General features: G+C 43.9%; 5 protein-coding genes. All 5 read right to left on the bottom strand.

What is annotated here, in order from left to right; all coding sequences use genetic code 11:
- Positions 1-120: 120 nt before the first annotated feature.
- The 5 genes from VF500_RS21575 to VF500_RS21555 all read right to left on the bottom strand — a co-directional run bounded on the left by VF500_RS21575 (position 121) and on the right by VF500_RS21555 (position 13928).
- The gene (locus VF500_RS21575) at positions 121-1977 is read right to left on the bottom strand and encodes a GDSL-type esterase/lipase family protein (RefSeq protein WP_330861664.1); all 1857 of its coding nucleotides are present in this window, start codon (positions 1975-1977) and stop codon (positions 121-123) included.
- A 274-nt stretch (positions 1978-2251) separates the two neighbouring features.
- The gene (locus VF500_RS21570) at positions 2252-3883 is read right to left on the bottom strand and encodes a RagB/SusD family nutrient uptake outer membrane protein (protein ID WP_330861663.1); all 1632 of its coding nucleotides are present in this window, start codon (positions 3881-3883) and stop codon (positions 2252-2254) included.
- 22 nt (positions 3884-3905) lie between these two features.
- Positions 3906-6893, bottom strand: coding sequence for a SusC/RagA family TonB-linked outer membrane protein (locus VF500_RS21565; RefSeq protein ID WP_330861662.1), 2988 nt, complete (start codon positions 6891-6893; stop codon positions 3906-3908).
- A 544-nt stretch (positions 6894-7437) separates the two neighbouring features.
- Positions 7438-11424, bottom strand: coding sequence for an ATP-binding protein (locus tag VF500_RS21560; protein ID WP_330861661.1), 3987 nt, complete (start codon positions 11422-11424; stop codon positions 7438-7440).
- 173 nt (positions 11425-11597) lie between these two features.
- The gene (locus VF500_RS21555; protein ID WP_330861660.1) at positions 11598-13928 is read right to left on the bottom strand and encodes a glycoside hydrolase family 31 protein; all 2331 of its coding nucleotides are present in this window, start codon (positions 13926-13928) and stop codon (positions 11598-11600) included.
- Between the last annotated feature and the right edge of the window lie 587 nt (positions 13929-14515).

Below are 14515 nucleotides of genomic sequence, written 5' to 3'. Positions count from 1 at the left end.
CGCAATGCCAGGTATGAAAGTGAATTTGTGTTTAAAAAACACAAGGCATATATCAAGGACAAGGAGGGCGATACCGGTTACCCATCCGAATTTCCTGTTGATCTTTTTATTTTCCATAGCTTACCTCAGAAGTGTTGTTTTATATTTTCCGGCGGCATCGTCAATACCTATAGATTGGAAATCTATCGCGATTTTTTCCTTGAGGGTAGCATTGTCCGGTGATAGGTTCAGCTTGCTTTTCATTTTCATAATATCTTTAACTGTTGCCAGCATGACGGGTAAGCTAAGATCCTGCGGATGCAGCTGCATACCCTCCTGGATATAGGCTATTGATTTTTCTGGCTGGTCTGTTTTTAAATACACGAGATACATGTTCCGGGCATTCTCGAACGACGGTTCCTGGTCATAGGCTTTTTTAAAATAGAATGTGGCATCCGAAAAGTTTCTGAGGTCGAAACTGAGCCTCGCAGCATAAATTTTGTAGGTCATATTTCGCGGTGATTCCAGCAACGCAGCCTCAACAGCCTTCAATGCGGTCTTTTTATCGTTGGATTTCATGCTGTACTGGAATAATTTATTGATGGCATCGGCCCAACTGATCCTGTTGACTGCCAAAGCACCCGCCAATTGTTCATCCAGTGAATTGCCACGTTTAAAATCAGTAGAGATAGGTTCATTAAAGGGCCATCCTGATTTTAACATCATAATAGTATAGGCTCCGTAAAGCGAATCTATCCTGGTAACAGGCATACGCCTTAAAAGCTCCTCAAATGACATTTCCGGGCCGGCAGTAGCTTTGATGAGCTTTGATTGTTGAATAGATCGATAAAAAGCTTCTGATAGGAGTGCATAACCATAAAGATTGGGGTGCACATGCTCTAAAAGGGTCTCATTTCCCAATATTTGGTGGGGTGAGTGCAATTCAAAAACTTTCCTGGCATCAACCAGGTGAACGTTGTTGTATTTTGCCGAAAGCGCGGTAATGATCTTATTGATTGTATCAGGTGCCCGGAACCGGAGTAGGTCCAGTTCTTTTGCCTTAACAAATTGCTTTTTTGCTGCCGGGTAATTTCCGGAAGTATATAACAGGCTGCCTTTTTTAAATGCGGCTTCGGCATTGGCCAACGATTGAGAGCTGCTGATAAAAGGGGGCTGATTTTTTTCATTACTCACCAGGGTGCTTAAAAACACGGGAATGGACCTATCCTGCAATAACCGGCAGAGTTCATCCATGTTGGTTTGAAACTGTTTAATACCTGTATCGTATTCTTTGGAACCATACCTGATCTCCTGGCTGGCTGCCATTCGCTTCATCAGGTTTTCCCTTTGATCGATAGTTCTGTCTGCTCCAACTTTGATACTTCTGAAGCAATTTTCCATTAACTGAACGATCCGGAAACGGCGCAAGTCAAGAACCAGTCTGACAAGTGTACGATTGCTGGCAATGTGGCTGGTGGAGCCCACACCCAAAGCCCCGTAATATTCATTATGCCCGGTGTATATCAAAACCGCGTCGGGCTTAAATTCAGCTACCTGCCTGCCAAAATCAAGTACCGTATATGAATTAACCGCTGTAAGCGCAACGTTGATGACCTCGAAATTGATGCCCGGGTACATGTTCATTAACCGGTATTGCAGCCAACGGTGAAACGAGCCATTATGCAGATAAGGATAACCCGCTGTAGTCGATTCGCCCAATACAAATATCCTGAACGAGTTACTGCCTTTATCTGCTTTAAATGGCTCAATATTTCCCTTTGTTGCATTGGCCGTATCAGAAAAATACCGCTCCGATGCGTATTTATTCATAACCCAGTACGACGGGTCATCCGGGTAACGTATAAACAGATCAGTATTGTGCCCGTATCCGGAAATACGTAAAACAAGCTCAAACAGGATCAATACCACAACCGGCGTGATCAGGGTCAGCGCCTTAAACCATCTTAGTTTCTTTTTAGATAATGGTACGTTTTCCATAGAAGCTGTTTATAATTGATTGTTTTTAAATGTAGAGACGCATCATATGCGTCTCCCGCGTGCAATTTTCGACGGAATTAGAAGCCTTTTAAATCGCCCTGTCCTCCGGGAGACGCATGTGATGCGTCTCTACAAAAAACTTTCCATTCGTTTTTAAAAAACTTCATGAATCATTGAACTTTTTTGCGTGGTATTGAACACCTGTAAAATACCTGACGGGACGACTCAAAGCCGCCCTGCCAGGTTATACAGATAATTGTGATCTTATCTCCGGTTAATAGCCGGAGTTTTGTTTCAGGTTACTGTTGGTATGAAGTGCACTGGTTGGTATAGGAAGTAAGGTCCGGTAATCGCCGTTAGGTGAATGGGATAACCACGATTTTTTGGTAAATACATCAAACCTGATCAGGTCCTGTCTGCGTCTTCCTTCTTGGGCAAATTCCCAGCCTAATTCGTCCAGGAAACGACCATATTGAATATCAGATACCGTTTCGTGGGTTGTTTGCAGGTGATTGCTCAGCCCGTAGTCATAAACCGTTGTTCCTGATAAAAGCTGGGTAGCGGTAACAACAGCTTTGGCAGGGTTGCTTGTAAATGCCCTTTGCCGTACCTGGGTAACCAATGTCGCTGCGGTAACAGCATCCCCTGATCTTAGGGAAGCCTCTGCCTTCATCATCAGTACATCGGCATACCGTAACAGGGGGAAATCGTTGCTCATACCAACCAGTTCGCCGGAAACGATCTGGTATTTACCTAACCTGAAACCATGTACTTCTTCAGATGAATCGACACCCGGAAGGGAATTGATATAGGCCAATGGCTTATTTTTGAAAGCCCCCAATGAGCCATTTAAAGGTGCCCCGGCAGCTGTATATTGCTGACCTTGAACCCAATTGCTGATCAGGCGGCTATCCTGCGGATCGAAAGTGTTTATAAACTGTGGGATAGCGCAGATGCCGCCCCATGGCGAGTTTTGGAAATTGTAGGTCGCCTGGTTTTCTGGCTGAAGCGTTTCCATGTGTAAGGTCCATGCCGTACTGCCATCTGCCGTATAGGTCTGATCAAATGGTATGGCAAATATGATCTCTTTGGAGTTTTGGTTTTGCTGCAGGAAAACATTAGCCTGGTTAGATTCAAGCGAATAAAGGCCCGAATTTATAATAGCGTCACAGGCTGTTATACAGTTTGCGTAATCCGGGGAGCCGGTATAAACACCTGCATTCAGGTACATTTTGGCTAATAAGGCTTCTCCGGCCCATTTATTGAACCTTCCGTATGTGGTACCGTCATTTAGTGTACTTAGCAACGGGACATTGGTTGTCAGCTCCGAAATAATGAAATCATACACTTCTTTCCTGGTGCTTTGCGTAGGGACAAATCCTGCCGGAAGATCAAATTTAGTCACGATCGGTACGTTGCCAAAAAAATCGATCAGGGCGTAATAAAAGGATGCACGCAATACTTTCAGTTCTGCTGTAAGCTGTGCTTTCCCTGAAGCCGCTACCGGGATCAGGCCAGCATCAATCTGGTAAAGTACCCTGTTACACCCGGTGATGCCTGCGTACGCGTTAGTCCATATTTGGTAGCTGTTATCTTCATCGGCAGTCCATTTATGGGTGTGCATACGCCTGTAAACGCCTCCATCCACCCATCCGTTTGGTCTTTGGGGGATAACTTCCTCATCTGCCGAAATTTCATTTGTCCTCCATATGGCATTAGAGCTTCTGCCCAGCTCCAGGGTCCTCCAGCTGGTATATGGCGCACCTACTAAAGCCGCCACATCGGCAGGCCCCGGGGTGAACTGGCTGGATACGATCTGGCCGTAGTTTTTGGTTGCAAGTTTGGTGCAGGAAAAACTTCCGAAAAGGATCATTATCCCGCTAACTATTAAGCATATCTTTTTCATTTCAATTTTCATAACGATTTGATTAAAAACTGGCCGAAAGCCCGATGGTATATGTCCTGATGGTAGGGTAGGTGTCACGGGATTCCATACCCGGAGCAAGCCCGTTTGAATCGCCGAAGCGGTCAACTTCAGGATCAAGACCTTTGTATTTGGTAATGGTAAAGGTGTTCAGGGTAGAAATATAGATCCGCGGATTATGTACGAATTTAGATTTCAGATTGCGCCAGGTGTATCCCAGGTTGATATTATCGATCTTCCAGTAATTGCCGTTTTCGACATAGTAGCTGTTAAATTCAAGGGGTACAGTTTTGTTCAGTACTGCTGTGCCGAACACTTTGTCTTCTGACGATTTTAAACGGTTGTAATTGGTAACAGAAGTGTTTTCATAGTTCATCCGCAACGCGTTCAGGATCTGAAAGCCAAAAGCACCACGCATGGTCACGCCAAAATCCCAGTCCTTGTAGTGGATCGTGTTATTCCACCCGGCGTAGTATTTGGGGATACCGTTTCCTATTACTTGCTTATCATTAAAGCTGTGGTTAAACTGGTCATATTGTTTGGTAGTGCCGTCAGGCTCCTGGTAGATCCATTTGCCGTCTGCAGATACTCCGGTAACCTTAAATCCATAAAAATCCCCGATATTATGACCTACCTGTACAATGTTAGTAAAGGTTTGAATAGGATCGCCCGTATAACCGGTGGTGAAATAAGGGGTTGTAGCCTGGTAAATATCGTTAGACAGGCTGGTTAGCTTATTGGAGTTTGTAGAGAAATTAAATGAAGTTGTCCATTGAAAATCCTTTTTTCGGATGGCATTGATATTGACGACAGCCTCCAGCCCTTTGTTTTCCATAGTCCCGGCGTTAGCGAAAGTTGAAGGGTAAAGGTTAGGCGGGCTTGGCACGGAGAAATTGTACAGCAAATCCGTTACCTTGCGCTTATATACATCTATTGTACCAGAGATCAGGCCCTTGAACATGCTATAATCCAAACCCAGGTCGGTTTCATGTTTTTCTTCCCAGCGAAGCCCTGGATTGGCATTTTGGGCCGGAGCCAGCGTTTGAATATATTGACCATTATATAAAACATAATTGCCATAACCCAATAAGCCCACACCCAGGAACGATTGCCTTGGAGGGTTACCGGTTATTCCATACCCGGCGCGTAACTTCAGGTCATCAAATATCTTTTGATCATCCATGAAAGATTCTTTGGTGATCCTCCATCCCGCCTGTACTGCAGGGAATTTTCCGAATGGATGTGCAGCGCCGTAAAACTGGCTTGCGCCGTCAATACGTAAGCTGGCCAGTAACAGGTATTTTTCTTTATAGTTGTAGGTTAAGCGGCCAATGTAGCTGATGAGGTTGGTGAGGCTTTGTCCGCTGGTCATCAGGGCGGTACCATTTTTTAAAGCCGCTCCCTGCTGTATGGCATTGTAACCAAAGAGATCGGTAGGGAAGTTGTGGTTCCCCATTTCAGTGCTGAACGAATTATTATCCTGGTATTCGTAGCCTCCCAATAAGGTAAAGCGGTGATCTCCGAAAGCTTTGGAATATTCGGCCGAAAAGTTCAGGTACCTGTCAACCGACTGGCCCTGCTGGATATCGGCTACGCCGCCCTGGTTATCCCGAATGGTTGAGATGTTTTCAAAATTGGCAAAATACCGGTTCAGATAACCATGTTTGGTATACGAACCTATTGCGGAGAGCCTTAAGCCTACTATCGGCAGGTAAGTTATGGTTGCATTGTATTTGCTGGTGAAACTTGTCTGCGGCTGATCGGTATTGAAAATATCAGATACCGGGTTCTGGTATTCGAAATTATTAGGCTCCTGGTAAAAGCTACCATCTGCTAACCTTACAGGAGCAGTAGGGTTCATTTTCAGCTGCTGCTCATAATCGTAGGTATTGAAAGGATGGTCATTAAAATTGGTTTGCAGCAGGCCGAGGTTGAATTTCAGTTTTCCATCCAGCATGGAATGGTTAATGTCAACGCGTCCGGTGATCTGCTGATGGTCACTTTTCAGGAAGATACCCTGGTTGTAGCGGTAATTAAGCGACGCCAGGTAATTCGTCTGATCATTGCCTCCCCTGAAGGTCAATCCGTGTATATGGGATACAGGGAAACTGTTGCTCATGGCTTTGATCCAGTCGGTATTGCTTCCCAGATCGTAGGAGGCCTGCCTGGTACCGGCAGCAATTTGCCTCCGGTAGTCGTCCCCGGTAAGTAAGTGCGGTTCTTTTGAAATCTGGCTGTAAGTTTCGTTCCCGTTATAATCAACTTTATTGATCGCGTTACCGCTGGCATGTTTGGTGGTAATGATAATTACGCCATTGGAACCGCGTACTCCGTAAATCGCTGCTGATGACCCATCTTTCAATACCGATATTTCTGCAATGTCTTCCGGCGCTACGGTTAGCAGATCACCTGGTACGCCGTCAACGATATACAACAGCCCCAGGTTACCGTATAATGAATTGTTACCACGCAGCATAATTTGGGACTGGGCATTAGGATCACCCGAAGGGCTTGAAACAGAAAGACCTGCAACTTTTCCTTTGAGAAGCTCGGCCGCGTCTGAAACCGGTCCCGTCACAAAATCCGTTGATTTAACAGTGGTAACCGCACTGGTTACGTCGGCTTTCCGCTGCGCACCATATCCGATAACAACTACTTCACTCAGTGATTGATTGTTATCTGTAAGCACAACGTTAATAACATTATGATTATTAACGGGGACTTCCTTGGTGACAAATCCGATGAAAGTAAAAACGAGTGTCGAATTAGCAGGTGCATTCAAAGTAAAATCGCCCTCAAGGGAGGTTTGTCCCCCTGCGTTTGTCCCTTTAATTTTTATGCTGACACCGGGAAGCGGCAGTCCTTTGGTATCTTTTACAATTCCTTTTATCTTAATGTCACCGCTTTGGGCATGAGCACACAGTGACAGGATGGATGCTAAAAAAAGGGCAAAAAGCAGCCTGTACCTTAAATAAAGTCTAATTTTTTTCATGAAATTGGTTATAATATTGGTTTATTAAATTTTACGATGCTTTCGATTATTATTGTTTTTTTGACAATTAATGACCGGGACGGAGTTGGTTAGTTGGATTTTTCCATTTGTTTTAATTTAGTTACTTAATCTGTTGGTTTGTTGGTGTTTTGGTTTTGCAATGAGTTAGTCCGGAATCTGATCATCAGGTTTAAGAGTTAAAAAAAGCCGGCAGGGATCCGAATGCTTTTACAAAACAGAATGCTCTGAATTATAATTGACTCGCAATCGATTGCGAAACTTCTAACAAAAGTTTAAACGAAATGATAGTTAACATCTTCAGGTTTTGATCTCATTGTTCAAAAAAATGGTTTATAATCATCCTGACCTTGGATATCAGGTTTGGTAAAAGTAGAGGCGAATGGTCTATGACAGACAACACTCACGTTGAAAAAAATAATACTGGTGATGAAATTGAGCGCGATATCGGGCGATATCAACGTTTTAAAACAATTCAGGGAAATAAAATGTAAAAGATGGACGTGAAACCGTTGTTGATATTCAATTACTTAGGTTCAGGGAGTTTGGCATTTGCAGCCACATGCTCAGCGTAATGAGAGGGCTTTACATTGAACTCTTCCTGGAAGCATTTACTGAAATAGGCAGCATTATTAAACCCAACCTGATCGGAAATTTCTGCCACTGATAACTCACGCTGACTTAATAACACAGCTGCTTTTTTTAACCTTACAGATCGGATAAACTCCGATGGGGTTTGTCCAATTGTGGAAACTAATTTGCGATATAAGCCGGACCGTTCCATGTTCATGTCACTGCTGAAATCCTCGACGGAGTAGGAGGAATTATCAAGGTTTTTTTCGATACAGTCCAGCGCCTTTTTAATTAATTTTTCATCGATGCCAGAAGCTGTCACCATAGCCGGCTGGATGACAATAGCTTTTTTGAACAACTGCTTCCGCTTTTCCTGTTGTTCGAGCAGATTGCGGACGCGTACAATCAGAATATCAATATTGAAAGGTTTGGTAATATAAGCATCTGCTCTCGCCTGGTATCCCTCAAACTGTGATTCATCAGAGGAGCGTGCGGTTAACAGAATGAGCGGGATATGTGAAGTTCTGACGTCTTTTTTCAAGGTGTCACATAATTCAAGACCGCTCATCTCCGGCATCATGATGTCACTGATCACCAAATCGGGAGATTGTTTTAACACAAGGTCCAGCGCCTCTTTTCCGTTGGAAGCGAGTATAATATTGTAATGCTTATTCAATTGCTCACTTAAGAAATGACGAAACTCTTCGTTATCCTCCGCGATTAAAATACTGACCGCGTTCCCGCCGTCATCCTTGGCTGGTTTAAATTTATCCGTTATTTCTGGTTTCAGGTCTGATGGGATATACAGCGTAAAAGTACTTCCCTTACCCAATTCACTTTTCACTTCAACAAAACCATGGTGCAGCCGTACATACTCCTGCACAAGGTGAAGCCCGATACCACTTCCCGTATTGATGCCGGCCTGGTTATCCGCCTGGAAGAAATGATCGAAGATTTTAGAAAGGTCCTTATCTGCTATCCCTGTGCCTGTATCCGTTACAGATACGGATATGGCCGGGCCGGCACTATCCGGCATCATCGTCCTTTCAATCTTTACAGTGATACTTCCCATTTCCGGGGTGAACTTAAACGCGTTTGATAACAGGTTATTCATCACCATACCAAATTTATCTTTGTCGAGATAAAGCCAGAGTTCAGTAGCGCAAATTCTTTGAAAGACAATATTTTTGTTAACCGCCAATTCATGGAAAGGGCGGCACAACGCTTCGGTAAATTCATTGATATCGCAGTAGTTTAAATGAAGCGCTTCTTCATTCAGTTCAAGGCGACGAAAGTTCAGCAACTGGTTCACCAGGTTCAGCAAAGATTGTGCATTCCGGTATATTCCGGTCAGCTGGGTTTTAAGCAGGATATCCCCGGTGTTTTTTAAGATCACTTCAAGCGGGGTAAGGATCAATGTAAGCGGGGTTTTTAGCTCATGGCTCATATTGGTGAAAAAGCTGAATTTCATTTCATCCAGTTTTTGCTGTTGTATTTTTAACTGTTTTATCCTGTTTTTTCTGATGTACCTGGAAATAATGAAGTATATCAATCCAAGACCGGATATGGAATATAGTACGATCATAAACGGGGTTTTCCACCAGGGAGCAAGCACGGTGATTTTCAGCGTTGTCATTTTGCCGCCCCAATTCCCGCTATTGTTTGCGGCCCGGATTTTCAACAGGTACGTTCCGGGAGCAAGGTTAGTATACGTGGCCCTGCCAACTCCATCGGGTGCAACTACCTCATGCCAACTGTTGTCGACACCATCCAGAAAATACCGGTAATAAGTTTGAGATGGATTTACATAATTGAGCGCTGAGAAACCGATACTGATAAAATTCTGGTCGTGTTTCAATATAATTGATGCCGATGCTGTGATCGATTTTTGAAGGATTTTGTTCCCTTCATACACATCTCCTGGTTTAATCAGCTTGCCAAAAACCTGTAGGTCAATAAATATTGGATCAAGATTATTCCCGGTCACAAAAGTTTGCCGTAACTCAGTCTTATTAAAGCCATCGATCCCGCCCAACAACAGCGATCCTTCCCTGGTCATAAATGATGAGCGCTGCACAAATTCATTGTTGATCACCCCGTCATAACGGTTGAAATTGGTAAAGCTGCAATGGATCCTGTTAGCAGTGCTGCTAACCTGGATATGCGAAACACCATTGGAGGTAGAAACCCAAATTGTTTTTTGGGTATCTTCTGTAATCGACTTGATGGTATTGTTGACCAGGCCATCATCGGTATGAAAACTAAGCAATTTCTTCCTTTTGCCGTCCCACACGTTTAACCCATCCTGCGTCCCGAACCATAATAACCCTCTGCTATCTGACAGCAGGCAGCTATACTGCCGGTTATTGTGATTTAACATACCGGCCCCGTAATGATGATCGATCATTTGGAGTTCCTTATTACCGGTGTTATAGATAAATAAGCCGCCATTCGAAATGCCAAGGAGGCTTCCATTATACGAAACAACCTGCTGTATTGAATTCAACTTGTCCTGATTTCCTTTTTTGGCAGGGACGCTGTTGCATTTACCTGTGGCCTGAGAAAATTCAAGAAGGCCTGTGCCATCGGTACAAAGAAAAATACGCCCGTCTGTGGTTTGCAATACACTATTCAGGTTTCCTACAGGGTAATGCCTGATATCGTTAGCTGAGAGGATGAACAAGCCTTTGTCTGTAGATATCCAGATATTTCCGTCATGGTCAGTGAACATGGCTTTGCAGTTTGTCCCGCTGAAAACCGGCGAATAAAGCGTTAATCTTTCCGTTTTATCAGAATAGCGAAATATTCCCTTATCGGTACCGACGAGGAGCTCCCCGGCTTTATCTTCCGCGAAAGCGGTAACATACAATTCCTGGTTTTCGGACAGTGGAAACAGAGATTTACCGACGTTTCTGAACCGGAAACGATCAGGGTGATAATACAGCAGCCCCTTATTCAGGGTGCCCAGCCAAAGGCCGCCCTGCAGGTCAAAAAACAGGTTGCTGACTTCAATGTCAATCAGCCGGCCATCAACCAGGTGAAGTGTCGGGCTGAATTTGATGTTCTTCAGCCCCGGGTCCATCATCCACAGCCCCTTTCTGCAGCTTACCACAATTTCCTCTGTCGGGCCGATAGACAGGGAGTTGAGCCAGTAATCTGTTTCGATCACTTTCTCCCATCTTTTCCGGGTTGGGTTAAGTACCAGCATAATACCCCGTGTACCGTTTCTTAATAGGTAAAGCGTATGATTGCCCGGAACAACATATAAGGTGTTCATATAGGAGTTTGATAATTGCCCTTCCAGCGTATTCTGCCTGTCTACCATCTTTTTAGTGGCGATATCATAAATCGCTGCCAGGCCGGAGCGATAGAAAACATACAACATACTATCCAGTACAGCAATGTCATAAACCGGGTCGGGAGATTTTACAGAAGACCTTATTTCCTGTAAAAAAGTCATAGTTTTCCCGGAGGCCTGGCTGCGGTAGAGTAATTTTCCTGAAACGGTAACCATCCATAAACTTTTACCGGCATCCATGAAAAAATCGGATATCGGTTCTGAAACCCCAAGTGACGCCAATACTGTTTCAGGATGTTCTTCGTAACGTTCCGTACTCAGGTCAATCAGCATCAATTTTCCGCGTGTTTTGATCCAAAGCCGTTTTTGATCTTCGACGTAAACATGATGGAAACCAACGTAGCCGGGGAGGGGGTAAGTATGCTCGTCGTTGATATGGATATATTGAAATGATGTCCCGTTGTACAGGTTAACCATTCCCTCGGTCACGATGGCGATCCTGCCATCGGGTAATTGGTTAATAGCCCGAACGCTGTTTTCAGAAAGCCCGTTACTGCTTTCAATTGGGGTAAAAGCACGGAATTGCTGGGCAAATACGCCATGCCCTATCAATAACGCTATAAAGAAACAAAATACTCTCACATCAATCTGTTTAGTCCTGGCTTCCGAATCAAGCCCGGTTAAATCGGTTAATCCTTTTTAAATATACGCATATCGCTACATACAATAAGGCCGTGTCGCGATCCGCGCCGGCCTTATTGTATGTAGCGAGCTGGCAGGAACAGTTATAAATAGCTCCTGCTTTCGGTGTTGATCTATATTTTCACAGCCATAGCTGCTCCTTTGTAATTGATCACCTTGTCGGCCTGTTTACTTAACTGTGCCCCTGTACCTTTGTCCCCGTTCACCAGTATGATATTGAATTTTCTGTTAACGAGAGAGCCTGCAAAATCCCCTTTCTTTTTTCCAATTGTGAGGGTCCGGGATTTATTGTCCCAATGGAACGGGATCTCTGTATATTTTCCGGCTTCATAATTATAGTTGTCATTTTCATCCTCATATAAGGTAAAATCGCCGTCTGCGCCAGGGTAGACCCTGATCTCCAGGTTATCCCATTTTTTTTCTTCAGCAAACTGAACCTTAGGCCCCCATGGCAAAATTGTCCCTGCCTTTACATATAACGGCAGGGTCTCGATGGGGGTAACAGTAGTTATGGATTTGCCGCCATCTTCAGTTTTACCGGTCCAGAAATCATACCATAAAGTACCGGCCGGAAGGTAAACTGCCTGCTCTTGCTGCCCCGCTTTTGTTACCGGTGAAACCATCAACGATTTTCCGAACATATACTGGTTGCCAATATCATATACCTGTTTGTCCTGTTCAAAATCCATAAACAAAGCCCGCATAATGGATCCCGAGTGATGGGTCACATTCCAGGCCGTGGCATAGAGATAAGGCAAAAGACTATAGCGCAGGTTAATGAATTTTGCCAAAACGTCGTAAGTTTTATCGCCAGGTTGTCCAAACTGGTATATCTCCCTTGGAATGTCGGTTCCATGTGACCTCATCATTGGAGTAAATGCAGCAAATTGCAACCAGCGCGTATACAGTTCCTGAAATTCGGGATTTTTAGCACTCCCGCCCTGATTGAAAGCACCCGCGAAGAAGCCGCCTATATCCGCGTTCCAATAAGGAATACCGCTGAGTGAAAAATTCAATGCTGCCGGAACCTGCCTTTGAAGCGTAGGCCAGGTGGAGACAACATCGCCGCTCCAGGTGTTAGCGGCGTAGCGCTGCTGCCCGGCAAATGCGGAACGCGTGAAAATGGTTACACGCTTGGCAGATGTAGTTTTACGCTGACTGTCATAGATCCCGCCGACATGTTCTAAGGGGAATGCGTTGATGACACTTCTGAAAGATCCGAGATAGGTAGACTGGTCGAAGTCTTTATCTTTAATATTAATATGATCAGGTTCGGTTGAATCTAACCACCATCCGTCTGTACCAAGCGAGAAAACTCCCTTATTCAGATAATCCCAATAAATAGCGTGACTTGCAGGATTATAAGGGTCATAAGGCTTTGCACCGCTTTGCGGGGGCCAGGTATCGAAGTTGATCAGCATGTTTTTCTCCTTAAATTCCGAGTATTGTTTGGTCAATGGCCCAAAGCCCGGCCATACAACAATAAAGAGGTGTGCCTTTAATTGATGAACTTTATCAACCATACCTTTTGGGTCGGGGTAGGTAACCGGGTCAAATGACATGGAATTCCACAAACTGTCTTTTCCCCAGTATTGCCAGTCCTGTACAATACCATCCAGCGGTACCTTCAGGTCGCGGTATTTTTTTACAACGCTGAGTAATTCATCCTGTGTTTTATACCTTTCTTTAGACTGGTGATAGCCATAAACCCACAAAGGCATTAAAGGAGCCTGCCCGGTGAGGTCTCGCATTTGTGCTACTACGCCATCGCCGCTGCCTCCCCACATAAAATAATAATCTGAGCAGTCTCCGATCTCAGAATCAAATGAGGTTTCCTGTTTATTATCGGTAAAGGTGGTAGGCGAATAATTGTCCCAGAATACCCCGTATCCTTTAACAGATTGTATAAAAGGGATACAGACTTTAGTATTCTGATTTGAAAGGTATATTTTCTGATTGCGCTGGTTCATTTTTCCGTTCTGCTGCTGCCCGAGGCCATAGATCACTTCGTCTTTTCCCAACATAAAGGCCTGCCTTACCGAATAAGTGTTTTTATCTGCGTCCTTTGTCACCGTGAACTGAGTGCCATAATCTTTTTCAGTAAAAAAGGGGAGGCCCTGTAAATCTGAAAATGAAACCTTACCTGTTTTTAAATTTAAATCGACCTGTAAAGAAGTGCTTTTTAGATGTACGGTATTGTTTTCTTCGTTGATCGCCAATTCGGTGTGCTCCGGACTTTTGATCACGGACAGGCTTTGTTTTTTTAAGGAAGATTCTTCCGGCGATTTAACGATCCTGACAATCGAAGGCGAAAAAAACTGGACTTCAATGTCCATGGATTGTACATTAGCCTTTACCCCGAGTTTTGTTTTTTGAAAGTCCTGCGCAAATGTTTGCGCGGCAAGGAACAGGAGCATAACAGCACCTATGAATTTAGTCCTCATACTTTAGATGAATATTGATTTGAAAAATGGTTTACAGTGCCGGTAAATGTAAATGACCGCAGGTTATGCTAAGCTATAACGGTGTTGAAAGAAATAACACTCACGTTGAAATATGTGGGCTTAGAAAGCCTTACAAAGTGTTGATGACAACATTCATCGGCTACCCTGACGCAAACAGAGATAATTTCAAAACAATCCTATCTTGCAGATAAAGGGGCCGAACCGCAAAAAAAGCAATATGTTACATTGTATGCTGATGACAAGAGGATTTATCACTGCCTGCACATTCTGCATTATGTTAATATGGTGGTGGCATACAAACACCCTTCACCACAATTTATATTGCGCTACTTTTTAATTCAATGCTCGGTTTGGGGAAAATATAAAGTTGTTTACAATAACTTAAAGATTCCTTATCGCTGGCTCAAAACTCGGTTTAATAATTTTGCCCGTATCCAACAGTGGGTATAGATGACCGGTAAAATTAATACGATATTGAATGAGCGGGAAATCCTGGACAGATTGAAAGATCAGGACCAAAGCGCTTTTACGATCATCTATAACACTTACTCCAAAAAAATTTACCG

The sequence above is a fragment of the Mucilaginibacter sp. genome (genome assembly GCF_036383575.1).
Taxonomy (GTDB): Bacteria; Bacteroidota; Bacteroidia; order Sphingobacteriales; family Sphingobacteriaceae; genus Mucilaginibacter.
Note: the sequence above shows the minus strand (reverse complement) of the source record. Positions and strands in the feature narration are given on the sequence as shown.